The sequence below is a fragment of the Acidovorax delafieldii genome, assembly GCF_007993815.1.
GTDB classification, from domain to species: Bacteria; Pseudomonadota; Gammaproteobacteria; order Burkholderiales; family Burkholderiaceae_C; genus Acidovorax; species Acidovorax delafieldii.
This window is the reverse complement of sequence record NZ_VJWE01000018.1, coordinates 92,349-116,098: the sequence shown is the minus strand read 5'-3', so window position 1 is coordinate 116,098 and position 23,750 is coordinate 92,349. Positions and strand designations below refer to the sequence as shown.

The following is a 23,750-nucleotide window of genomic DNA, read 5'->3' as shown; positions in this document are numbered from 1 at the left end:
CGCGCAATGCCCAGGGATTATTAGACCTTCTCCATGCCGCCGACCGCACCCGTGACTGCCTCGCTGCATCGCCGTGCCGGGCCTTCGGCGGGGGCTGAGGTTGGGCCCTCGGCGCCGCAGCCCTCGGGCGCAGCGGCGGCGTGGTCTGCGGCAGCGGTCACCGTACCCCACGCCGTGGGGCTGGGGCTGCTGGCATTTGCGCCGCTGGCGGGCGAACATTCGCTGGCCGCGCTGGCTTTGTGGTCGGCTGCATTGCCCGGCCTGCTGCTGACCCTGGCGACACCCCGTGCCGGGGTGGTGTATGCACCGACCACGGTGGTGGCCCTGCTGTTTGCCGCCGTGCTGGCGACTGCCCACGGTGCGGCCCCCAGCCTGGGCCTGAGCGCGCGCCAGGTGCTGGCGGTCAGCGGTGCCACGGTGGCTTTGGCCTTTGTGTTCCAGTGGCTGCTGGGGGTGTTGCGGCTGGCGTCGGTGGCGCGGTTTCTTCCCATATCGGTCACCCACGGGTTTGCAGCCGGTGTGGGCTTGTCGATGGTGGTGGGACAGGTGCGCAATGGCTTTGGTGCGGGTGCCGATGCGCTGTGGGACGCACGCACCGGCTGGCACCTGCTGGCTGCGCTGGCCGTGGTGGGGCTGGCCTGGGGGCTGCGCCGGCGCTGGCCCCGCATGCCAGGGCTGCTGTCGGCCGTGGCCCTGGTGGCACTGGCCGTGGCGCTGGCGGGGGTATGGGGTGTGGGGCTGGGCAGTGTGTTTGTGCCGGCCGTGCGGCCCAGCGTGTTTGCCTGGCCCATGCTGCCCGACTGGACGGGCATTCCCTGGATGGCCCTGGCCCGGCAGCAGGGCTCCGCTCTGGTGGTGCTGGCGGTGCTGATGGCGCTGGTCAACAGCCTGGAGATTCTGGTATTCAACCAGGAGTTGGAGCTGGACCATGGCCTGCGTGGCAATGCCAACCTGGCGCTGCGCCGCGAGAGTTTGCTGGGTGCGCTGTGTGGGCTGATGGGCATGATTCCCGCATCCACCAGCGCATCGCGTTCGCGCATTGTGCTGGCGCAGGCGGGGGCCTCGCGCGATGCCCCGCGCTGGCACGCCGCCATCATGCTGGGGGTGGCGGTCACCGGGGCGTGGTGGCTGCACTGGGTGCCCATGGCCTGTCTTGCCGGGGGGCTGGTGCTGGCGGGGCTGATGCAGGTGCCGGGCCTCATGTGGTCGTTGGGCTATGCCCGCCGGTCCCGGGTGACCTGGGCGCAAAGCTGGCTGGTGGCGCTGGTGTTTGCCGTGATGGGGGGCGTGGGGGCGCTGGTGGCTGGCCTGGTCGTGGCCACGTTTGTGCTGCTGCACGACTCTGCCGCCACGGTGCTGCGCCATGTGCGTCTGGATGGCGAGCTGCGCTCGCGGCGCTTGCGCCGTGCCGGGTCGGACAGCTGGCTGACGCCGCGCATGAACCAGGTGGCGGTGTTTGAACTGCAAGGCGTGATGTCTTTTGGCGTGGCTGCCCACCTGGCCGAGCAGGTGCGCATGCTGCTGCTGCCGCGCCATCGCTGGGTCATTCTGGACGCGGGCCGCGTGCCCGCGTGGGACAGCACGGCAATGGCCCAACTGCGAGCGCTGGTGCGCGATCTGGACCAGCAGGGCATCGCCGCGGCCGTGGCAGCCCTGGACCCCATGGCCGCCGAGCATGCGGGGGAGCATGTGCGCGCCTTTGCCGACCTGGACCGGGCGCTGGAATGGGCCGAGGTGGGCATCCTGTCGCAGCGACCCATCGAGCAACGCCCCGCGCACCCCGAGCGCGATGTGTTGGGCGAGGTGGGCGAGGGCGTGCCCAAGGCCGCCGCCGAGGCCTTGCAGGCGCTGCTGGTGTCCCAGGCTGTCCCGCCCCATGGCGTAGTGTTCCATGCGGGGGATACGGACCATGACCTCCTCGTGGTCAAGTCCGGCCACATCACGCTGGTCACCCAGTGGCCGCCCGACAAAGGCTTGCGCCTGGCCACCGTCGGTCCGGGCATGGCGTTTGGCGAAATGGCCTTCCTCAATGGTGCGGCCCGCAGTGCCTGCGCGGGTGCGGAACGTGGCCCGGCGCATCTGGTGCGTTTGTCGCGCGCACATTTTGATGCCTGGGCAAGGCAGTACCCCGAGGCGGCCCTCACAGTGATGAACAACCTGGCCCAGATTGGCGCCCGGCGCTTGGCGGTGACCACGCGGCAGCTGCGGGCGGTGCTGGAGTAGCAGGGCAGGGCATCGGGTGTCGGAGTGCGGCTGTCCCAAGGTCCCACAAGGCGAATGAAGGGCCCTTGATTTCTATAATCAAAGGCTTCCCGACACCGCCTGGCAACCTCTCCTTGCCAACCCCATGGAATCCACCCCCTCGTCCTCCGCCGCAGATGCCCCCGTGGCCACCACCCCTTTTGAATGGATCGGCGGCGAAGAACGCGTGCGCGCCTTGACCGAGCGCTTCTATGACCTGATGGACCTGGAGCCCGGCTACACCGAGCTGCGTGCCGCCCATGGCAACGACCTCGGCCAGGCGCGGCAAAAGCTGTTCATGTTTTTGTGCGGATGGCTGGGTGGGCCGTCGTACTACACCGACCAGTTTGGCCACCCGCGCCTGCGCGCGCGCCACATGCCGTTTGCCATCGGCATCAAGGAGCGCGACCAATGGGTGGCCTGCATGGACCAGGCCATGGGCGAGACCGGCGTGCCCTCCGACCTGCGCGTGCGGCTGAAGGAAAGCTTCATGGGCACGGCGGACTGGATGCGCAACAAAGGGGTGTAGCCCGCCCGCGAGGTGGTGCCCGTTTGCGCCGTTGAATGGCGCCCTGGTATGTTTCCTGGGAGCCGCCTCCACAGGCTCTAAGATGCTCCCTCCAACAAATACAGGAGGTGGGGTATGTCGGCAACCGCATGGGTCGTGGTCGTTGTGCTGGTCGCGTTGGGCTTGTGGGCGGTGGCGGTCTATAACCGGCTGGTGCAGTTGCGCAACCGCATTGCCAATGCGTTTGGCCAGATCGACGTGCAGCTCAAGCGCCGTTATGACCTGATCCCCAACCTGGTAGAGGTGGCGCGTGGCTATCTGGCGCACGAGGCCGCCACGCTGGAAGCCGTGATCAAGGCCCGCAGTCAGGCGCAGGGCGCGGCTGCAGCGGTGCGTGCCGCACCGCAAAGCGCCAGCGCCATGGGCGCGCTGGCGGCGGCAGAGGGTGTACTCGGCGGCAGCTTGGGCCGCCTGATGGTGGTGGCCGAGAGTTACCCTGAACTCAAGGCCGACGCCTCCATGCAGTCGCTGTCCGAAGAGATCACCAGCACCGAAAACCGCCTGGGGTTTGCACGTCAGGCCTACAACGACCAGGCGCTGGAGTTCAACGACGCGGCGGCGCAGTTCCCGGACCTCATCGTCGCGCGCCTGCTGGGTTTTGCGCCCGCGCCCATGCTGGCATCCACGCAGTCCGACGAAGAGCGCGCCGCGCCCCGGGTGAAGTTCTGACCCTTCCGCTTCCATTCGCATGAAGTTCTGGGATCACCAGCACAACGCGCGCAGCGAGACGCGCCGCCTGCTGCTGGGTTTTGCCTTCGCTGTGGTCGTTCTGGTAGCGGCTGTGCACGCTGCCTTGGCGTTGGCCTGGTGGCTGATGGTGGCGGTGCTGCCCGTGCACTTGCCCTTTCCACAAGGTTTTCTGGCCGCCAATGTGGGGGTCTCGCTGATGCTGGTGCTGGGCGGCTGGTGGGTGGAGACGTCCAACTTGCGCGCAGGCGGTGTCAAGCTGGCGCAGCGTGTGGGCGCGCGCGAGTTGCGCCCGTCGCTGTCGCACGCCGAGCAGCGGCTGTCCAACATCGTGGACGAGCTGTGCATTGCCGCGCACATGCCGCGCCCGCAGATCATGGTCATGCCGCGCACCGATGCCATCAATGCGTTCGCTGCCGGGTGGGACGAGAGCGACGCCGTCATTGCCGTGACGCAGGGTGCCCTGGACTACCTCACCCGCGAAGAGATGCAGGGCATGGTGGCGCACGAGCTGAGCCATCTGCATGAGGGCGACACCCGCCTGAAGATGCGCCTGGCGGGCATGGTGTTCGGGCTGGAGCTGGTCTACAACTTTGGCGACACGATGCGCGAGCGTCGGGGCCTGGCCTGGTGGTTCGGGTCGGCCATCATGGTGGCGGGCTTTGCGGGCTGGCTCACCGGCCGCATGCTCAAGGCCGCAGTATCGCGACAGCGCGAATACCTGGCCGACGCACGCGCGGTGCAATGGACCCGCAGCCGCGATGGCCTGGGTGGCGTACTGCGCAAGGTCATGGCCCAGCGTCGTGACACCCCGGCCGGGTATGCCGAGAACCCCGTCCACACCGGCCTGGCCCACCCGGCCGTGCAACACATGCTGCTGGTGGACGTACCCGGCCGCAGTCGCATGGAGCGCTGGCTGGATACCCACCCCACGCTCGACGACCGCGTGCAGCGCGTGTATGGCCGCCGCATGCAGCCTTTGCCCGCCGTGCCCGTACATGCAGGGCATGAATCGGCGCGGCGTGACGAGGGTGGGGCGCCCGGCACCGTGTCGATCGCCTCGCTGGTAGACCCTTTTGCGCGCTTCATGTAGCCCGCTGCGAAGGCCGCAGTTTTTTCAGGAGACCCATGTCCATGTCACGCGATGCCCGTTTTGAGGAACAAGCCCAGGCGCTGGGCTACCGCTTTGATGGCGAGATCAAGATTGGTGGCAACTACGTCCCGCTCGTGCGGGACGGCCACCACATCTACCTGAGCGGGCAGATCCCGCGCGTGGGCGATACCGTGATGGTCACGGGCGCTGCGGGGGCGGTCGCCACTCTGGCCGATGCGCAAAAAGCCGCGAAGGTGTGTGTGATGCGGGCGCTGGCCCTGCTGCAGCGCTCGCTGGGTTCGCTCGATGCCGTGCAATCCATTTTGCGCATCACCGTGTACGTGCAGTCGGCGCCTGCCTTCACGCAGCAAAGCGAGGTGGCCGACGGTGCCTCCGAGGTGCTGTTTGCCGTGCTGGGCGAGGCTGGTGCGCACACCCGCACCTCGGTGGGTGTGCTGCAGCTGCCCAAGAACGCGACGGTGGAGGTGGACTTGATCGCGTCGGTGGCGCCATGACGACGCCTGCTGCTGTGCAGCGAGGCAGCTGCCTGTGTGGAGGCGTGCGTTACGAAACCACGGCGCCATTGCAGGGTGCATCGCACTGCCACTGTTCGATGTGCCGCAAGGCGCATGGTGCGGCGTTTGGCAGCTATGGCAGCGTTTTGCGTGTGCACCATCGCTTCGTGTCTGGGCAAGGGCTGACGCGCACCTACCGGTCTTCGCCCCTGGTCACGCGCACGTTTTGCTCGGTGTGTGGCTCGCCCTTGCTGTGGCACAGCGAAGGCCCCTATAGCGAGTGGGTGGCCGTGCCGCTGGGTACCTTGGACACCGCCTACGAGACCCCGCCCCAAAAGCACATCCATGTGGCCTCCAAAGCCGCATGGGTAGTGATCTGTGATGGTTTTCGGCAAGAGGCCGAAGGATAGATCGGTACCCCATGGCAGCACCGTTGAACGCTCACCCCCGTTTTAATGTTTTCGGCCGCATCGTCGAAGTGCGCCGCGAAGGTGCGCTGTGGCAGGCCTACCGAGTGGGCGCAGATGGCAAGCGCTCGCCGTCGGGCTTTGTGATCCCCGACTTTGTCCAAGAGCATGAGCTGGCACAGTTTCTGGAAGACCTGTTCCACGAAAGCGCCTCGCCGCACAACGGCGACGTGTACCGTATCGATTGAGTCGCAGCAAGGCGCACTGACCGCAGCACGAGGCACAAGTGTTGCGGCCATGTTGCCACGTCACACCGCTGTCAAACCCGGCCCAGACACTCGGTCCCTTGTTTCAATTCGGGACTGTTCATGTCTGAACGCACTCTGGGCTTTCTGATTTCTCCTTCGCATGTTTCACGCCGCATGGCTGCATGGGGCATGGTGGCGCTGGCCGCGTCGCTGGCTGCCTGCGGCGGCAGTAGCGACAACGCCAGCAGCAACGCGGGCGCCACGGCAACGCTGGCCGTGCTGGAGACCACCGACCTGCACTTCAACGTGCGCAGCTACGACTACTTCAAGCTGGCCGAAGACAAAAGCTACGGCTTTGAGCGCACGGCCACGCTGGTGCGCGCGGCCCGCAAGGAGTTTGCCAACACGCTGCTGGTGGACAACGGTGACACCATCCAGGGCACCGCACTGGCCGACTACGAGGCCACCATCAGCCCTATCCCCTGCACGCAGCAGCTGTCCATGTACAAGGCCATGGGCGCGCTGGGCTTTGATGCGGGCACGCTGGGCAACCACGAGTTCAACTACGGCCTGCCCTTCCTGAACCAGGTGCTGGGCGGCGGGCTGGATGTGGACGGCGTGGACCCCTCCAAGAAATGCGCAGGCGCTGGCTATCCCGCCGTGCTGGCCAACGTGTACAGCAATAAGACCAAGAAGCCGCTGGTACAGCCCTACACGCTGCTGGAGCGCACGCTGGTGGCCAAGGGTACGGATGGCAAGGAAGTGAAGCTGCCGATCAAGATCGGCGTGATCGGCTTCACCACACCCGGCATCATGAACTGGGACAAGCGCTACCTGGAAGGCAAGGTCTATACCGAAGGCGCCGTCGAATCCGCCAACAAGTACGTGCCCGAGCTGCGTGCCAAGGGGGCTGACATCGTGGTGGCTTTGTTGCACGGCGGTCTCGACAGTGCCGCCTACTCGGCCACCATGGAGAACCCCGGCCTGTACCTGTCGAAGGTGGCAGGTATCGACGCGATGGTGATGGGCCACCAGCATGGCGTGTTCCCCGACACGGCCGCCACGCCCAGCTTCAACCTGGCAGGCGTGGACCACAAGGCGGGCACCATCAACGGCGTGCCTGCCGTCATGGCCAGCTCCTGGGGCAAGGCCCTGGGGGTGGTGCAGCTGGCGCTGCAATGGGACGGCAGCAAGTGGGTGGTCAACAAGTCCGCCAGCAAGAGCGAGCTGCGCAACATCCAGAACAAGAATGCCGCAGGCGCCACGGTGACCGTGGACGCCGACCCCGCCATCGCCCCGCTGATCGAGACACAGCACCAGGCCGCGATCAAGTACGTGAAGACACCCATCGGCCAGACCGACTTCCGCATGAGCACGCTGTTTGCCGATGTAGGTGACCCCGGCGCGATCCAGATCGTGAACCAGGCGCAGCAGGCCTATGTGGCGGCTTACATCAAGGCCAGCCTGCCGCAGTACGCGCAGCTGCCGGTGTTGTCGGTGAGCGCACCGTTCAAGAGCGGCTTCCAGGGCGGGGCCGACTACACCGACGTGGCCGTGGGCCCGCTGGCCATCAACAACGCGGCCGACCTGTACCTGTACCCCAACACCGTCTACGCGGTGAAGGTCAACGGTGGCGACATCAAGAACTGGCTCGAAGCCGCTGCCAAGCGCTTCAACCAGATCGACCCGGCCAAGACCACCGAGCAACAGCTCATCAGCACCTTCCCTGGGTACAACTTCGACATGTTCACCACGGCGGACATGCAGTACGAGATCGACGTGACCCAGCCCGTGGGCAGCCGCATCAAGAACCTGACGTACCTGGGCAAGCCCATCGACGCGGCGCAGGAGTTCGTGATCGCCACCAACAACTACCGCGCGACCAGCGGTAAGAGCTTCATCGACAAGCTCGACGGCTCAGGCACCATCTGGGCTTCGCCCGACGCCAACCGCGACGTGGTGATCGACTACATCCGCAAGAACCCGGCGGTGACCCGCGCAGCCAGCGGCGCTGCCAAGAGCTGGCGCTTTGCCAAGGCCACGGTGGCGGGTCCAGTGGTGTTCAGCTCGGGCGCCAATGCCCTCAGCGTGGCGCAGGCGGCCGGGCTGGGCAACGTGTCGCTGCTGGCGGCCGATGACGGCTCGGGCAAGGGCACGTCTAAGTACGGGATCGACCTCTCGAAGTAATGCGGGAGTTAAGGGGCGGGCGCTATCCACAGTTCCCGCTTTCCGGGTTGGCCGAGGGCGGGGCTGTTCTGCGACTGCCTATGGGTGGCCGAACGGCAGCTTCGGTGCACGGAATCTCCTTGACGGTGTTGTCAGCGGCGGCTGATGATGGGCACAAATACCGTATCTTGGAGACAAAGTGTTACGTGTTAGAGTGACTGTCATGGGTGAACCATGGCTCCCCATCGGGGCCCGTCTCCCGCCATTCTCTTTTGGAGTCACTATGAACCGAATCGCCATCCGCCAATCGGCCTGCGCAGGGTTGGGGCTGTTTTCCTCGTTTGCGGTGCTGGCCCAGCCGGCTTCCGGCGGAGTCATCAGCTTCGGATTAGGTTCCTCCATTCCCACCTTGTCGGATTGGGGGATGATGGCTTTGGTCGGTGCCTTGGGACTGTTTGCCTGGAATGCCTTCCGCCGTGCGGGGCACGGAGCCAAGTTCTACTCTCTGTTGGCTGCGGCGGTGGCGGTGACCCTGGTATTGGGTAGTGTCTTTGGCGCACGCAATGCCTACTCGAATGGCAGCATCAATGCTGCCAACTACATTGGGTCCTCGTACAACTTCCCGGCCAATATTGACGAGGTGGTCTACAACGCCGGGGATAAAGATGTGTTTATCCTGAGCATTCAGGCGACTCCCGGTTATACGGTCGTGACGCCCAATACGCTGCCCCAATGCCAAGTAGGAATGAAGATCCCAGCCCATAGCGCCATTCCCTTTTGCTACGTCCGGGTTCAGGGTGGTCCGGTTTAAGCGGAAGCTTTACGGTCAAATCTTAGAAGAGTATCGTGCGGGTGATGCCGTACGGTTGCTCTGAAATATATAGCGATCAGTGCTTTTATGGCAAGCGCTAGGGCCTATTTCGCAACATCTTCCGCGCTGAGCGTAGCAGCACCACCAACGCACCTGCCCCACCTTCATCCCCCCGGGCTTGCACAAAGGCCAGGACTTCGTTTTTCTGCACCAGCCAGCTGTGTACCCGACCTTTGAGCACCGGACTTTTCCCCGGTGAACCCAGGCCTTTGCCGTGCACCACGCGCACGCAGCGCTTGCCTTGCTTTTGCGCGTCGCGCAGGAACTGGCCCAGGGCCTCGCGGGCTTCGTCGGTGCGCAGCCCGTGCAGGTCCAGCTGGGCCTGCAGTGTCCACTCTCCCTTGCGCAGCCGCCGCGTGATGTCTGGCCCCACGCCGGGGCGGCGAAAGCTCAGGGCCTCGTCAGTTTCGAGCAGAGAGCTCACATCAAAGTCGTCGCTGATGGATTCGAGCAGCACGCGCTGTTCGTCCAACTGGTGTTGCACGGGGATGGGAGGGGGCAACTTGGGCTCATGCTCCACGGTGCCGGGGGGGCGCATGCGGTGCACCGGGCCCACGGCCAGTTCGAAAAAGCGGTGGGCATCGCGGGCGCGGCGATCGGCCTCCTGACGGGCCTTCTCGTGTGCGGCGGCCTCGGCGCGGTCTTGTTCCAGTTGCTTGCGGATCTGCTTCAGGTCTTGCAGCGAATGTATGACATTGGCAGCATTGGTCACCGAGGTGTCAGCGATGGAGGAACGAGATGGCCGAGGGCTCATACCAGGCCCTTTTCTGCCATCGATAGCGCCTGGCCCGGCGCCACGATCACATGGTCGAGCACGCGCACATCCACCAGGGCCAGCGTGGTCTTCAGGCTCTGGGTCAGCGCCTCGTCGGCGCGGCTGGGTTGTACGCTGCCGCTCGGGTGGTTGTGGGCCAGCACCACGGCGGCCGCCTGGTGGTGCAGGGCGCGCAGCACCACTTCGCGCGGGTACACGCTGGTCTGCGTGAGCGTGCCGCGAAACAGCTCCTCCAGCGCCAGCAGGCGGTTTTGCGCATCGAGGAACAGCACCGCAAACACCTCGTGCCCCTTGGCGGCCAGGTGCAGCTGCAGGTAGTGCTTGACGGTGTCGGGCGAGTCAAACACCTCGCGTTCGCGCAGTTGCTGGGCCAGGGCGCGGCGCGCCAGCTCCAGCACGGCCACCAGTTCGGCACGTTTGGCCGGGCCCAGGCCCTTGATGCGCTCCAGGTCGGCCGCGCTGGTGTGCAACAGCCCGGCAATGCCGCCAAAGCCGCCGGTGACGGCGCCCGTGTCCGGGTCAATGCCGGGCGGGTCCAGCAGCTCCTGCGCCATCTGCAGGACGCCCTTGCCCACGATGCCTGTGCGCAGCAGGATGGCCAGCAGCTCGGCATCGGCCAGGGCGGCGGGGCCGCGTGCCAGCAGTTTTTCGCGGGGCTGGGCGTCGGCGGGCAGGTCTTTGATGGCCATGGAAGAGGAGGTGGAACGCGCCAGCAGCGGTGGCTGCGGTAGGGGTTTGCCCGGTTTTCTACAATCGCGGCAGTTTATCGGGACTCTCATGACCTCTATTTCCACCTCCCTTCCCACTGTTCAGCCGGGCTCCTTCCTCACGCTGCACTACCGCCTGGCCGGCCCGGCGGGGGATGTGATCAACACTTTTACCGACAAACCCGCCACCCTGTCGCTGGGCACGGGCGAGCTGTCGCCCGCCATGGAGCAGCGCCTGCTGGGCCTGGCCGAGGGCACGCGCACCACCTTCGAGCTGCCCGCGGGCGAGGCCTTTGGCGAGCGCAACCCCGACATGCAGCAGTGGGTGGCGCGCAAGCTGATGAACGAGCTGGGTGACCCCGACGAAAAATACAACGTGGGCGACGTGGTGCAGTTCCCCACGCCCGACGGCCAGGGCAGCTACGCCGGGGCCGTAATGCAGGTGCGTGACGACGGCGCCGTGCTGTTCGACTTCAACCACCCGCTGGCGGGCCAGCCCGTGACTTTCGAAGTGCAGCTGATCGGGATCCTGTGATGCTGGAGCCGAAAGAAATCCTGCTGGCCGAGCCGCGTGGCTTTTGCGCCGGTGTGGACCGCGCCATCGAGATCGTGGAGCGCGCCATCCAGAAGTTTGGCGCCCCCATCTATGTGCGCCACGAAATCGTGCACAACACCTACGTGGTGAACGACCTCAAGGCCAAGGGCGCGATCTTCATCGAAGAGCTGTCTGACGTGCCACCCGGCGCCACGCTGGTCTTCAGCGCCCACGGCGTGAGCAAGGCCGTGCAGCAGGAGGCCGAGGCGCGTGGCTTCAGCATTTTTGACGCAACCTGCCCGCTGGTGACCAAGGTACATGTCGAAGTGGCCAAGCTCGCCAAAGAGGGCTACGAGTTCATCATGATCGGCCACAAGGGCCACCCCGAGGTGGAGGGCACCATGGGCCAGCTCGACCACGGTATCCACCTGGTGGAAGACGTGGAGGACGTGGCCCGCGTGCAGCCCGCGCAGACCGAGAAGCTGGCGGTGGTCACGCAGACCACGCTGAGTGTGGACGACGCTGCCGAAATCTCTGCCGCCGTGCGGGCGCGCTTTCCGAATGTGCGCGAACCCAAACAGCAGGACATCTGCTACGCCACGCAGAACCGGCAGGACGCCGTCAAGGTGCTGAGCCCGCAGGTGGATGTGGTGATTGTGGTGGGCAGCCCCACCAGCTCCAACAGCAACCGCCTGCGCGAGCTGGCCGCCAAGCTGGGCACCACCGCCTACATGGTGGACAGTGCGGACGAGCTGCAGGGCGAGTGGTTCAAGGGCCGTTCGCGCGTGGGGCTCACTGCGGGTGCCTCCGCGCCTGAAATCCTGGTGCAGCAGGTCATCGACCGCATCAAGGCGCTGGGCGCTGTGTCGGTCCGCACCATGGCGGGCATCGAGGAAACCATCAAGTTCCCGCTGCCCAAGGGGCTCAAGATCGACGCGGCCACGGGGCTGGAGATTCGTGAGCGCACGCCAGAGACAGGTCCATCGGCCCACTGACGGTGGCGTGAAGGGCAGCCGGTGATCGTGCAAGGGCGCCAACAGGCGCCCTTTTTATTTACTCCTGAATCGATAGCGGCCGGCGCATATTCTTTTAGCGCAAGCGGCCATTTTTATTCAAATATTCCCTTACAAGGGCACGGCGGGCCCACTCCACAGGTCCAGCGGCGGGTCTGCCGCCACGGCGCGCAGGATGTCGGTGCGCGAGATAAAGCCCGACAGCACGCCCGCCTCGTCCGTCACCGGCAGGCCGGGCAGGCCAGTGTCCAGCAGCACGGCGGCCACGCGGCGCAGTTCGGTGTCTGGGGACACCGTGGGCACGGGGCTCACCATCACCTCGGCCACCGGGCGGCGGGCCAGGTCGATGGCCTGCTTGACGGCGCCGGGCTCGGGCAGCAGGTCCAGCGGCGCCATGTCGGCCCGCAGCAGCAGGCCAATCACGCGGCCCAGCGCATCCACCACCGGCGCCTGCGCCACCTTGTGCTCGGCCAGGGTCTGCCAGGCATCGTTCACGCGCACACCGGGCGCCACACTCACGCCGACGGTGGTCATCACGTCGCTCACCTTGGTCAGCGGCTGGCGGGCGGTGGCCTGGGGGCCTTGCTCTGTCTGTGCGTAGGCGCTCACCGCGTCGTGCATGCGCAGGTTGACGATGGCTGCAGGCGCAGCAGCGTTGGTGTCGGCCGCAGTGGGGCGGGGCGGGGCCGTGAAGACGGGCCCTGGCTGGCCATCTTGTGCGTCCATGGCCCGCGTGCGCAGGGCCTGCGGGCGCTGCACGCTGCGCACCGCAGAAATACGTGCCAGGTTTTCGGGGCCGCCCCGGTACATCTGGCCTGACGGGCCGAACACAAAGAACATGGTTTTTCTCCTGCGCGCAGGCCGGCCAGCGCGGTGGGGTGGGGACTGCTCTGCCCATGTTATCGGCAGTTGTGCGGCGCGCGTGCAGTCAGCGTTGTGTCTGCATGTTGCGGGCAGCCCCTACACTGCCCCCTTCTTTTGACATCACCTGCCATTCGGAGCCCCTGCATGATCGACCGCGCCGCCATTGCCGCTGCCCGCCGCCAACTGGCCACCCAGCCCGACTTTCTGCGCACCACGCCGCTGATGCGCCTGTCCGGCAAGTCCTTGGGCGTGGACTGTGCCGAGGTCTGGCTCAAGCTGGAGCATTTGCAGGTGGGCGGCAGCTTCAAGGCGCGGGGCATGTTGTACCGCCTGCTGGCCAACCCGGTGCCCGAGAGCGGCGTGATCATTGCCTCCGGCGGCAACGCCGGCATTGCCGTGGCGGCGGCCGCCCAGGCCCTGGGGGTGCGCTGCGAGGTCTTTGTGCCCGAGGTCTCGCCCGAGGCCAAACGTGCCCGCCTGCGCGCGCTGGGGGCCGAGGTGGTTGTCACTGGCGCCGCATATTCCGAAGCGTTTGAAGCCTGCGTGGCCCGCCAGAAGGCCACGGGTGCGCTGCAGGCCCATGCCTACGACCAGCCCGAAGTGGTAGCGGGTGCGGGCACGCTGGCGCTGGAGATGGAAGAGCAGGGTGGCCGCCTGCCCGACTCGGTGCTGGTCAGCGTGGGTGGTGGCGGCCTCATTGGCGGTGTGGCCGCGTGGGTGGAGAGTCGCGCCCATGTGGTGGCACTGGAGCCCGAACGCGCGCCCACGCTGTACGCCGCGCGGGCTGCTGGCCAGCCGGTGGATGTGGAGGTGGGCGGCGTGGCTGCCGACTCGCTGGGCGCGAAGCGCATCGGCGCCATTGGCTGGGAGGTGAGCCAGCGCCATGTGCACGATGCACTGCTGCTGCCCGACGATGCCATCCGCGCTGCCCAGTTGTGGCTGTGGAAGGAGTTGAAACTGGCTGTGGAACCCGCCGCCGCGCTGGGCCTGGCCGCACTGCAAACCGGCGCCTACAAGCCCCAGCCACAAGAAGCGGTGACCCTGATTCTCTGCGGCGCCAACTTTGATCCGGCAAATCTATAGCCCCTGAGCCGCTGCGCGTCTTCCCCCTCAAGGCGGACGCCCCCAGCGCGGTGGGGCGGCCCTTGCGCGGGGGCCCTGCTCTGGTGCGTGCCAGTTGCCAGGGCTCTGCGCGACAGCTGTGCCGTTGCTCTGAACTTGGCTTTTCTGCCAGCCCTCTAAAATCGACCCCATGCTTGACATTCTTCTCCTCCGCAAAGACCTCGACACCGCCATCGCGCGGCTGGAAACCCGCAAAAAGCCCCAGGCCTTCCTGGACGTCTCCGCTTTCCAGGCCCTGGAGTCCGAGCGCAAGACGCTGCAGACCCGAACCGAAGAGCTGCAGGCCCAGCGCAACCAGCTGTCCAAGCAGGTCGGCATGCTGATGAGCCGGGGTGACAAGGACGGCGCCGAAGCCGTCAAGGCCCAGGTGGCCGCAGGCAAGGTGGAGCTGGAGCAATCCGCCGCGCGCCTGGAGCAGATCCAATCCGAACTGTTGGCCATGCTGGTGGCCGTGCCCAACTTGCCGCACGAGTCCGTGCCGGTGGGCAGCGACGAAGCTGGCAACGTGGAAGTGCGCCGCTGGGGCGCGCCTGCCAAATTTGATTTCGAGGTGAAAGACCATGTCGATGTCGGCACGCCCCTGGGCCTCGATTTCGACATGGGCGTCAAGCTCTCAGGTTCGCGCTTTACAGTGATGAAGGGCCCTATCGCCCGCCTGCACCGCGCATTGAGCCAGTTCATGCTGGACGTGCAGACGCAAGAGCACGGCTACACCGAGTGCTATGTGCCCTACGCTGTGAATGCCGATTCCCTCAAGGGCACCGGCCAGCTGCCCAAGTTTGAAGGCGATCTGTTTGCCGCCAAGAAGGGCGGCCAGGACGGCGAACCCGTGCCGGACAACGCAGCGCTGTACCTCATCCCCACCAGCGAAGTACCGCTGACCAACTTTGTGCGCGACGTGGTGGTGGCCGAGGCCGACCTGCCCATCAAGCTCACGGCCCACACGCCGTGCTTCCGCTCCGAAGCGGGCAGCTACGGCCGTGACACGCGCGGCATGATCCGCCAGCACCAGTTCGACAAGGTCGAGATGGTGCAGATCGTGCACCCCGACAAGAGCTACGAAGCGCTGGAGGAAATGACCCGCCACGCAGAAGCCGTGCTGCAAAAACTGGGCCTGCCCTACCGCGTGATGAGCCTGTGCACCGGCGACATGGGCTTTGGCGCCGCCAAGACCTACGACCTGGAAGTGTGGCTGCCCGCGCAGAACACCTACCGCGAGATCAGCTCGGTGAGCAACTGCGAAGCCTTCCAGGCCCGCCGCCTGCAAGCCCGCTTCAAGAATGCCCAAGGCAAGAACGAGCTGCTGCACACCCTGAACGGCTCGGGCCTGGCCGTGGGCCGCACGCTGGTGGCAGTGCTCGAAAACTACCAGCAGGCCGACGGCAGCGTGACGGTGCCTGAGGTGCTGCGCCCCTACCTGGGCGGCACCGCTGTGCTCAAGCCCTGAAAATCTGGCTATAATCGAAGGCTTCGACACATAGGAGAGGTGGCAGAGTGGTCGAATGTACCTGACTCGAAATCAGGCGTAGTGGCAACACTACCGTGGGTTCGAATCCCACCCTCTCCGCCAGTACATGACCCCAAGTGATTGATTCACTTGGGGTTTTTTGTTTTTTGCCCTGTGCGGTATGCCATCTGGTATGCCATGGCGCATTGTTTATTCTTACATCTGTTTGGGCATTGTTGGAGCCCATACAACGTCTAAGACCTAGCTGCATTCACCATTGCCCAGCACGCCATGTTGTGGGCTCCCCGTCGCGACTCAAGTAATGATGCCGGCCGACTCGGTGTGAGCGCTTTTCGGAATCGACGCCATAGGGCTGCAATCAGTGCCGAACAGTTGCTACCGGCATTAACTCCACTCCGGTCCTTTTCACCAGCTCCTGATAGCTGATCGGCCGATCCACCATCTCCCCCTCGCGGTTCGCTTGCCAATGCGCCCAGGCCTTATTGGTCGTGGCGTCATAGACCAGCTTGTACAGATGGGTCGGCACCTTCACCCCATTGGCCCCAATGCGTGGCCCCGCATCCGTGAACACCGGCCCCGTGATCACAAACACGTCTCCCTTGGCCCGCTTCACATAGTGCCGCGTGTCCTGCTCGATCTTGTTCCAGGCGCCACCGTTGTGCTGAGCGTTCTGCGGAACCATGTTCGCCAGACTGAAGCTCTGGGCCATGGAAGTGGGCGTGGCCATATCTCCAGCAGGCGCCATGTGGCCTCGGGAGTAACCTGAGTTCTTGTAGTCCTCCAGCTCCGCACGCTCGCCACTGGGCAGGCGCGCATCCGCGAAGAACCGCTTGGCCCGTTTCTCGTTGGCCCCATCCAGCATCTGCCGATTCAGCCGTTGGGCTACAAACACCGGTGTCTTGGTGGTGCCGGAGTGCAGCACCGCAAAGGCCTCATAGCAAAGCTCGCGCAGCTGCGGCCTGGGCGTGATGGCCGGTGGTATGCCATTCGCAAAGAACTGCGGGCATTGCGCAAAGGAGGTGGGCTCTGGTGTGAGCAGGGCTGCACTGTCGAACTGCGGAAACCGCGCCCAGGAGAGATTCGGGAGAGCAACACTGGCAAGAGACAGGGCCAGCACAGCCGCCAGGCGCACACGGCCTGGCCAATAGAACAAACGATTCACAGAAGGAGCATTGGGGTCGAACAAAACGGAGCCCGATTGGAGCACCGTTCATGTCTCTCTCATGAGCCGAATGCTCGGATGTCGCAGGGTTTTACACCTGCTTGCAGAGATGGGGTCTACAAACAGAAAAGGCCCCAAAAGGGAGTACGGTCTGACTGCCCACCCCTGCGGTTCAGTTGATGCACTCCATGGCAGCAGCACCCGCAAATGCAAATGCAAAGTGCCACCACCGCGGGAAGTCCAGCAACTGCTTCAAGTCAACTCAAGCAGTTGGTCTACCAAGTTACGCGGTGCTGAATTCGCCAAAGGGCGAGGGCTTTTTCATGCGTCCCGCCGACCCGACCGATAACGCTACCTGCTGCGCCCGATCCTTCGCCCGGTGCACAAACAGCTGCAGTGGCGGCACCTTGACCAGCGCCTCCGCCTGCTCAATCGTGCCGTGCAGCCAGGTATCCCAATCCCCCTTTTCCAGCGGCACCACAGTGCGTTTATCCTGCATCTCGGGCGCGCGCTTGGGGTCGGGCCTGTGCATGAGGTTGAGCACCGGCACATCGTCGCAGTTCTGCGTGATCATGGTGTAGCTGGGCAGCACCTCGCCCGTGGCCGGGTCGGTCCAATCGCTCCACAGGCCTGCCAGGCCCCAAGGCTCGCCGTCGGCGCGCTCAAACTGCCAGGGTATGTGCTTGCCAGTGCCCCAGTAGGGTTCGACATACCGCTGCGCCGGGATGATGCAGCGCTGCCCCTTGCGCCAGGGGCCGCCGTAGGTCCATGACTTGGCCATCCCTTCGCGCCGAGCGTTGACGGTGCTCAGGCGTTTGCCGTCCTTGCCGGTGGGGATGTGCGTCTTGGAGTGTGGCGGGATCATGCCCCACTGTCCCACCACGAGTTCTCGCCCAGCTTCGCCCTTGGCCCGCAGGAACGGTCCCCGGTACAGCGGGCTCATCTTGTCGCGCCACTCTTCCTCGGGAACGTCACCGAAGTGCAGCACCAGCTGCTCACGGCCCGGGACCTCGTAGTAGGTACACATGGCAACATTCTGGCAGCAGGGAGCTATACTGTAAATATGTACAGTCTTTGGAATTCCCCGCTACCGGTGCCGTACGACACGGCGGCGCAGTCGCTCGCCTTGCCCCTCTGTGGGGTGAGCGTGCGTGCGGGGTTTCCATCGCCTGCCGATGACTTTGTGGTGGAGCGGCTGGACATCATGAAGCTCTTGGTGAAGCATCCCCAGGCTACCTACTTCTGGCGCGTGCGGGGCGACTCGATGCGCGATGCGGGCATTGAAGACGGCAGCATCATCGCGGTGGACCGGGCGATCAAGCCCAAGCACAACAGCATCGTCGTGGCCATTGTGGACGGCGAATGCACGGTGAAGTTTCTGCACCAGCGTGCCGGCCGCATCAAGCTGCGCGCGGCCAACCCTACCTATCCCGACATCATTCCCCGCGACAGCCAGACCATTGAGGTGTGGGGCGTGGTGAGTGGGTGCGTGAAGTTGTTTCTCACCTGATCTGATGGACGGAGGCCAGCATGTATGCGCTGGTGGATGGCAACAATTTTTACGTGAGCTGTGAGCGAGTGTTCCGCCCCAGCCTGAACGGCCGCCCGGTGGTGGTGCTCAGCAACAACGACGGCTGTGCCATCGCCCGCAGCAATGAGGCCAAGGCCCTGGGCATCAAGATGGGGGCGCCGTGGTTCCAGATACGGCACATGGAAGAGACCCACGGCCTGGTGGCCTTGAGTGCCAACTTCACCCTGTACGGCGACATGAGCAACCGGATGATGAGCCTGGCGGCGGGCCTGGGGCCCTCGCAGGAGATCTACAGCATCGATGAGTCGTTCATCGGCCTGCAGGGTATGCGGGGCGACCTGACCACCCGCAGCCACGCCATCCGTGCGCGCATCCACCAATGGGCGGGCATCCCCTGCGGTATCGGCATTGGTCACACTAAGACGCTGGCGAAGCTGGCCAACCACATCGCCAAGACGGCCGAGCGCAAACCGGGGAGCTATCCCGCCGAGCTGGCCCAGGTGTGCAACCTGACCGCACTTCCTGCCCAGGACCTGGACGACGTGCTGGCCAGCACGCTGGTGGAAGAAGTCTGGGGTGTGGGCCGCAAGATCGGCGCGCAGCTGCATCAGTGTGGAGTGCATACCGTCCTGGACCTGGCCCGGCTGGACCCGGCCATGGTACGCAGGCGCTGGAGCGTGGTGCTGGAGCGCACAGTGCGCGAGCTGCAGGGAATGCAGTGCATCGAGCTGGATGACGCGCCCGAGCCCAAGAGAGAGATTGCCTGCACGCGCTCGTTCGGCCAGGCGGTGACCGAGCTGCCGCCGCTGGTGGAGGCTGTGAGCGAGTTCGCCAGCCGTGCGGCCGAGAAGCTGCGCAAGCAAGGCAGTCTGGCCAGCCAGCTGCTGGTGTTCTGCCACACCTCCCCCTTCCGCCCCGGCCCGCGCTTCAACAAGTCGGTGGTGGTGCCCCTGCGCCGGCCTACGGCCGACACCGGCAAGCTGGTGTGGGCGGCAGCTGCCGGCATGCGCCGCGTGTATGAGCCTGGCTACAAGATGGCCAAGGCCGGGGTGATGTTGCTGGACCTGATGCCCGGAAACGTGCTGCAGGGCGAGCTGGATCTGGAGGATGAAGACCACCGGGATCGCACGCAGCTGATGGTGGCGCTGGATGCTCTCAACCAGCGGTATGGCAAGGGCACCGTGCATTCGGGTGCCACGGGCGGCAGCAACAAGGGCAAGGACTGGGGGATGAAGCAGGAGAGGCGCACGCCGCAGTACACGACGCGGTGGGAGGATGTGCCGGTGGCTAGGGCCTGAGAGTGGGGGCACTCGCACGCTTGAGGTCGGCTCTGCAGCGGGTGCCGCCGTTCCCTAATGCGCTTCCACAGCAAGGTGACCAACGGTTAGCAGTCATTCGCCGCACGCGCACGTAGCTCAATTGGAGAGCAGGTATTGCGTGAACTGGTGAGTTCAGGACCAAGTGAGACGAGCAGTACCTGCCCATCGACCAGTCCTGACGCAGGAACTGGGGCCGGCTCATCACGTTCTTCGACTACCACCGCACATCCGCAAAGTCACCTACACCACCAACGCCATCGATATGAGCCTAAGCAAGCGGCCTAAACTGTTCTATCAGGCTCTGCGTAACATCAGTCCGAACTGCCTATACAAAAATTCAGAAACAGCCGACGCCGATTTCGTGGTCTGCTACCGGAGTTTCATGGTTGGTCGCTTGCTGGAGAGCTCTACCCTGCTGTGGACTACTGACGTACCCTACGACGAATCCAAACGTCAAGACCTACCAGACGGTCCAGAAACCATGACGCGGCCACGCGCAACCACGGAACAAGAAGCCCAATAATCGGTGCAGAACCTTTATTTTCCGAAACAGGAGTAGGATAAACTGAAATAAATTCTATTCTTTTTGTTTCAGAACGTGCAACACCTCTCCGAAGTCCTGAAAATTCTTGACGGCGCTCTTAAGGCCAATTCCAGCATGGCCACCAGCTATGCTGGGCTGCTGGCAGACAAGTTGGAGAGTGATGGCGAGAAGCAACAAGCTCGCCTGATTCGTGAGCGGCTGGCCCGCGCCCCCATGGCCGTGGCCAGTGCCCAAGGTGCGGGCCATGGCCACTTGTTAGGGCAAATGCCCACTGACAACGACAGCCGACTCAACACCGTAGACTACAGTCAGCCCACTCTGGATAACAGCGAAGTACTGCTTCCAGATGCTATAGAGGCACGGCTGCATGAGTTCATCCAGTGCGTGGAGCATCACGACGCTCTGCAAAGTGCCGGTGCCTCCGTGGCCAGCCGGATCCTGATCTACGGCCCCCCCGGTACCGGTAAGACGCAGACGGCTCGTTGGATCGCCTCTCGTCTGAAGCGTCCATTGCTCACTGTTCGCTGCGACACGCTGGTGAGCAGCCTGCTGGGCCAGACCAGCCGCAATCTTCGCCGTGTGTTTGACTATGCGCAGCAGTTGCCCTGCGTGCTTTTTTTGGATGAATTTGACGCCCTAGCAGGTGCTCGCGGCAACGAGCGCGACGTAGGCGAATTGCAGCGTGTGGTTATCGCCTTGCTGCAGAACATGGACGCATTGCCGGACAGCACTGTGCTTGTGGCCTCTACTAACCACGAGCAACTGCTGGACCCGGCTATTGACCGACGCTTTCCCTTCCATATCCCCTTGCCACTGCCCGACGCCGCACTGCGTGAAGCGCTGTGGCGCAAACTACTGGGCCGCTTTGCCCCTGAAGACTTGGATTGGTCGGAGCTGGCCGCACTGTCCGATGGCGCTACTGGAGCCACCATAGAGCACGTGAGCCAAGACGCCAAACGCAAAGCAGTGCTGGCCGGCCAAGCGAATGCACAAAAACTCGACTTGCTGCGTAGGCTGGGTCTGACACTGGCACTTGCCAAGGGCGAACGGCTGACCACCACAGAACAGGAAATTCGTTGGCTCAGAGTATGGGCGCCTAAGCACTTTACTTTGCGTGCGCTAGTTGCCTTGTACAACCTGTCTATGCGGCAGGTTCAAAACACCTTAAACGAAAACAAAGGACCGAGGGATGGCATCAAAGAAAAAGCGCAACCAGGAAAGAAGAAACGGCAACCCCAATAACCTCTCCGCCAGCATTGAAAACCCGTTCATCGTCATTTCGCACGCGGCGACCGATCTACAGGGGCATGGCGGGGGCAGCGGCCCCAGCAAAGAACTGGTGCCTGTAGATCAGGCCTTTTGCGCAGAGCTAAACGAAACCCTGGCGACCACCAGTGCCGAACTATCACCCACGCTGATACGGTACCCAAGCCTGCCCGCCGGCTTGATACTTCGGCTGCGGGAACTCGGTATTGCCAAAAGCCACCGCCCCCTAAACCTGCTGAAAGCCGCCGGCCTGCAACCAGCGGGGCACGCCGACATTGACGAAATGCTGGTGGGCGCGAGTAGTGCAGCGCTGACCACACTGCGCCAACTGATTGCAGATGGCCCCGCTGGCAAGTTCAAGGCCAACCTGAGCACACTGCTGCGCATTGAACCCTGGGGCCGTGCTAGACGCAACCCAGAAGGGACGCTAATCCTGCGCCAACGTGGCCGAGCCCTTCTACGACCGCACTATTTTCACGACAGCGAAACCAACCTGCGAACCCGCGCATCTGTGCTCGAACTGCTTGCGCATATGAACGTTACGGTGCGTACTGTGCGGCTGGGCATGTCTGAGGTTCTGGTACTTCCAGACCTGGACGCTGTGGACGATGAACGCTTGGACGCGGTGCTGGAGCACCCAGCGGTACGCACCCTGAGTGCCGACCCACTGGTGAGCGCTGTGGCCACCGGCACTCCGGCCACGGCGATACCCGCCACCTTTCACTTCCCGCCACCACCGGCAGGTCTGCCCACGGTGGCGGTGTTTGACACCGGTGTGGCACCAGGCCATGCCACCCTGCAGCCGTGGGTGGCCAGCACCGACACCTACGTACTGCCACCAGACACAGACTTTGAACATGGCAGCAACGTGGCCTCGCTGGTGGCGGGAGGTGGCGCACTGAACCCGAACTTTCCCCACTACCCATGCCTGGTGCACAACGTGCCCGGACTGAAGTCCAGCAAGTCAAGAATCAGTGACCTGATGGTTGACTTGGAGGCCGCAGTGACCAACCGGCCAGATGTGAAGGTGTGGAACTTGTCCCTCGGTGGAGAGATACCCTGTGCCGAACAGCAATTCAGCGACTTTGCCCAAAAGCTGGACGAGCTTAGCGACCGCTTCCAAGTGCTATTTGTCGTGGCGGCCGGCAACCATTTGAAGGATCCACGACGCGCCTGGCCCATGGAGCTGGCGGGGGGCGAGGACCGCATTTCGAGCCCCGCCGACTCGGTGCGCGCACTAACCGTGGGGTCGCTAGCCCACGCAGATGCCGACGACACGGTGGTAAAAGCCTTGGAGCCCGCACCCTACAGTAGGCGTGGCATGGGCCCGGTGTTCACGTCCAAGCCGGATATTGTTCACTTTGGTGGCAATGCGCACCACACTGGCGACCCGGCAGAACCTTGGCAAGCAGGCCCGGCCAGCACCGGGGTGCTGACAGCCGCCAATGCCTATGGGCTTGGCTATGGCACCAGCTATGCCGCGCCGCTGGCGTCTGCCATGGCAGCGCACACCTGGGCGGCCTTGCAAAACAATGCGGCACTACCCCCTTCTCCGCACTTGGTGAAGGCGCTGCTCATCCATGCGGCGCAGATCACCAGCCCCGAATTCACCCCTATTGAGCGCAAGTACTATGGATCGGGCCTACCGAAAAATGTGCTGGACGTGCTGTACGACCGTGACGACAGCTTTACGCTGGCCTTTGAAGCCCATCTCACCCCAGGGCGCATGCGCTGGCGTAAGGCGCCATACCCGGTGCCAAATGCACTGCTGCCGGGAGGCAAGTTTCGCGGCGAGGTCATTATCACCGCCGCATATGCGCCGCCGCTCAATGGCAATTTCGGGGCCGAGTACGTGCGCGCCAACCTAGAGCTGAACTGGGGCTTTCTGGAGGGAGACAGCTTCAAAGGGCGCGTGCCTTGGGAAGGCGAAAAAGGAACGACGGGCTTGGAGATCCAGCAGGTGGAGCACGGTGGCAAGTGGGCACCCGTGAAGACTCAACGAAAGGTGTTTGCCGAAGGCATACAGGGCGGTGACACCTGGGCGCTGCAGGCCAAGATGGTGCAGCGTGCTTTCGAGCTGAAGCCAGACGAGACCATGCGCGTAGCCATTATCGTGACCTTGCGTGCACTGGACGGAAACCCCAATGTCCACACTCAGGGCATCCAGGCCCTTAACGCCTCCAACTGGGTGCGCACCAACCTGCCTGTGCATGTGCCTATCCATGTCTGATTTACCAGCGCGCAAGCGGAGCCAAGTACTACTGACATTGAGGGACCGTCGATGGTGAAACGTTGCCACCTATACATGGAACGTCAACGATGGCGTTCTCATATACCCCGTACTGTTGTTCTGATTGATGAGGTGCGAAAAAATTGCGGCCTAGGAAGGCGGAAGTTGCCTGTTGGGCATTTTCAACTCCTACTCCAGAATGTCGAGGGGGGTGGTAGTAGTCAAAGCAGTCACTCCAGCCGCCGACCTTGAGTGACTCCGATCAGCCTGAAGTAGCCGTATAGGCCATTTGCTCAGCTGCACTCATTCGTATCATCCCATCCAAACAAATCACGTCACTGGGTGTCCTTGCTTTATGGATGCGACTAGCCCGAATGCCGCACGCAAGCCGCGTTCACATCTGCTTGGACCAAAAAAG

Annotated in this window: 22 protein-coding genes and 1 tRNA gene; 18 read left to right on the top strand and 5 right to left on the bottom strand. The window is 64.1% G+C overall.

Translation table 11 applies throughout. The annotated features are described in order from the left end of the window. Positions 1-33 precede the first annotated feature (33 nt). From ATF69_RS21395 to ATF69_RS21355, 9 genes are all read left to right on the top strand, one after another. On the top strand, positions 34-2,223 hold the full coding sequence (locus tag ATF69_RS21395; RefSeq protein WP_146872212.1) for a cyclic nucleotide-binding domain-containing protein: 2,190 nt from the start codon (positions 34-36) through the stop codon (positions 2,221-2,223). A 124-nt stretch (positions 2,224-2,347) separates the two neighbouring features. Continuing rightward, positions 2,348-2,770: a group II truncated hemoglobin gene (locus tag ATF69_RS21390; protein ID WP_146872211.1), complete on the top strand. Its 423-nt coding sequence runs from the start codon at positions 2,348-2,350 to the stop codon at positions 2,768-2,770. 114 nt (positions 2,771-2,884) lie between these two features. Beyond that, positions 2,885-3,478: a LemA family protein gene (locus ATF69_RS21385; protein ID WP_056060837.1), complete on the top strand. Its 594-nt coding sequence runs from the start codon at positions 2,885-2,887 to the stop codon at positions 3,476-3,478. Positions 3,479-3,497: 19 nt separating this feature from the next. Next, entirely contained in the window at positions 3,498-4,589 is a 1,092-nt protein-coding gene (locus ATF69_RS21380) for a M48 family metalloprotease (protein ID WP_015012901.1), read from the top strand. A gap of 41 nt (positions 4,590-4,630) precedes the next feature. Next, positions 4,631-5,104: a RidA family protein gene (locus ATF69_RS21375; RefSeq protein ID WP_146872290.1), complete on the top strand. Its 474-nt coding sequence runs from the start codon at positions 4,631-4,633 to the stop codon at positions 5,102-5,104. Next, positions 5,101-5,514 carry a GFA family protein gene (locus tag ATF69_RS21370; RefSeq protein WP_167514381.1) on the top strand — a complete coding sequence of 138 codons (414 nt, stop codon included), beginning with the start codon at positions 5,101-5,103 and terminating at the stop codon, positions 5,512-5,514. The genes ATF69_RS21375 and ATF69_RS21370 overlap by 4 nt, the downstream gene beginning before the upstream one ends. Positions 5,515-5,525: 11 nt before the next feature. After that, positions 5,526-5,759 carry a DUF7661 family protein gene (locus ATF69_RS21365; protein WP_015012904.1) on the top strand — a complete coding sequence of 78 codons (234 nt, stop codon included), beginning with the start codon at positions 5,526-5,528 and terminating at the stop codon, positions 5,757-5,759. Between the two features lie 174 nt (positions 5,760-5,933). Next, positions 5,934-7,946: a bifunctional 2',3'-cyclic-nucleotide 2'-phosphodiesterase/3'-nucleotidase gene (locus tag ATF69_RS21360; protein WP_244303792.1), complete on the top strand. Its 2,013-nt coding sequence runs from the start codon at positions 5,934-5,936 to the stop codon at positions 7,944-7,946. A gap of 262 nt (positions 7,947-8,208) precedes the next feature. Then, complete coding sequence (locus ATF69_RS21355; RefSeq protein ID WP_158641502.1) at positions 8,209-8,736, top strand: midcut-by-XrtH protein; 528 nt, start codon at positions 8,209-8,211, stop codon at positions 8,734-8,736. 97 nt (positions 8,737-8,833) lie between these two features. On the opposite strand, the gene ATF69_RS21350 is transcribed toward ATF69_RS21355, so the two are convergent. Beyond that, entirely contained in the window at positions 8,834-9,550 is a 717-nt protein-coding gene (locus tag ATF69_RS21350; RefSeq protein WP_146872208.1) for a Smr/MutS family protein, read from the bottom strand. Then, positions 9,547-10,260: a RadC family protein gene (radC, locus tag ATF69_RS21345; RefSeq protein WP_146872207.1), complete on the bottom strand. Its 714-nt coding sequence runs from the start codon at positions 10,258-10,260 to the stop codon at positions 9,547-9,549. The genes ATF69_RS21350 and radC overlap by 4 nt, the downstream gene beginning before the upstream one ends. An 88-nt stretch (positions 10,261-10,348) precedes the next feature. Here radC and ATF69_RS21340 point away from each other — a divergent pair, with 88 nt between their 5' ends. Together ATF69_RS21340 and ispH are read left to right on the top strand one after the other, a co-directional pair. Beyond that, a complete protein-coding gene (locus ATF69_RS21340) occupies positions 10,349-10,813 on the top strand; it encodes an FKBP-type peptidyl-prolyl cis-trans isomerase (protein WP_056060856.1) in 465 nt (154 codons plus the stop codon). Further along, positions 10,813-11,808: a 4-hydroxy-3-methylbut-2-enyl diphosphate reductase gene (gene ispH, locus ATF69_RS21335; RefSeq protein WP_146872206.1), complete on the top strand. Its 996-nt coding sequence runs from the start codon at positions 10,813-10,815 to the stop codon at positions 11,806-11,808. The genes ATF69_RS21340 and ispH overlap by 1 nt, the downstream gene beginning before the upstream one ends. Before the next feature lie 129 nt (positions 11,809-11,937). On the opposite strand, the gene ATF69_RS21330 is transcribed toward ispH, so the two are convergent. After that, positions 11,938-12,666 (bottom strand): CBS domain-containing protein, encoded by a 729-nt coding sequence (locus ATF69_RS21330; RefSeq protein WP_146872205.1) that lies wholly within the window; start codon positions 12,664-12,666, stop codon positions 11,938-11,940. 168 nt (positions 12,667-12,834) lie between these two features. Here ATF69_RS21330 and ATF69_RS21325 point away from each other — a divergent pair, with 168 nt between their 5' ends. The 3 genes from ATF69_RS21325 to ATF69_RS21315 all read left to right on the top strand — a co-directional run bounded on the left by ATF69_RS21325 (position 12,835) and on the right by ATF69_RS21315 (position 15,382). After that, entirely contained in the window at positions 12,835-13,773 is a 939-nt protein-coding gene (locus ATF69_RS21325) for a threonine/serine dehydratase (protein WP_146872204.1), read from the top strand. A 169-nt stretch (positions 13,774-13,942) separates the two neighbouring features. Continuing rightward, positions 13,943-15,259 (top strand): serine--tRNA ligase, encoded by a 1,317-nt coding sequence (serS, locus tag ATF69_RS21320; protein ID WP_146872203.1) that lies wholly within the window; start codon positions 13,943-13,945, stop codon positions 15,257-15,259. A 33-nt stretch (positions 15,260-15,292) separates the two neighbouring features. Then, a tRNA-Ser gene (locus tag ATF69_RS21315) sits at positions 15,293-15,382 on the top strand. Between the two features lie 256 nt (positions 15,383-15,638). On the opposite strand, the gene ATF69_RS21310 is transcribed toward ATF69_RS21315, so the two are convergent. Both ATF69_RS21310 and ATF69_RS21305 read right to left on the bottom strand, forming a co-directional pair. After that, positions 15,639-16,397, bottom strand: coding sequence for a DNA/RNA non-specific endonuclease (locus tag ATF69_RS21310; RefSeq protein WP_244303784.1), 759 nt, complete (start codon positions 16,395-16,397; stop codon positions 15,639-15,641). A 328-nt stretch (positions 16,398-16,725) separates the two neighbouring features. Further along, the gene (locus ATF69_RS21305) at positions 16,726-17,469 is read right to left on the bottom strand and encodes an SOS response-associated peptidase (RefSeq protein WP_146872201.1); all 744 of its coding nucleotides are present in this window, start codon (positions 17,467-17,469) and stop codon (positions 16,726-16,728) included. A 36-nt stretch (positions 17,470-17,505) separates the two neighbouring features. Here ATF69_RS21305 and ATF69_RS21300 point away from each other — a divergent pair, with 36 nt between their 5' ends. The 4 genes from ATF69_RS21300 (at position 17,506) to iteS (ending at position 23,332) form a co-directional block, all read left to right on the top strand. After that, the gene (locus ATF69_RS21300; RefSeq protein WP_146872200.1) at positions 17,506-17,952 is read left to right on the top strand and encodes a LexA family protein; all 447 of its coding nucleotides are present in this window, start codon (positions 17,506-17,508) and stop codon (positions 17,950-17,952) included. A gap of 20 nt (positions 17,953-17,972) precedes the next feature. Next, entirely contained in the window at positions 17,973-19,271 is a 1,299-nt protein-coding gene (locus ATF69_RS21295; RefSeq protein WP_146872199.1) for a Y-family DNA polymerase, read from the top strand. 619 nt (positions 19,272-19,890) lie between these two features. Further along, entirely contained in the window at positions 19,891-21,078 is a 1,188-nt protein-coding gene (gene iteA / locus ATF69_RS21290; protein ID WP_244303783.1) for an anti-phage ATPase IteA, read from the top strand. Further along, a complete protein-coding gene (iteS, locus tag ATF69_RS21285; protein WP_146872198.1) occupies positions 21,026-23,332 on the top strand; it encodes a S8 family anti-phage peptidase IteS in 2,307 nt (768 codons plus the stop codon). Before iteA ends, iteS begins: the two co-directional genes overlap by 53 nt. Positions 23,333-23,750 lie beyond the last annotated feature (418 nt).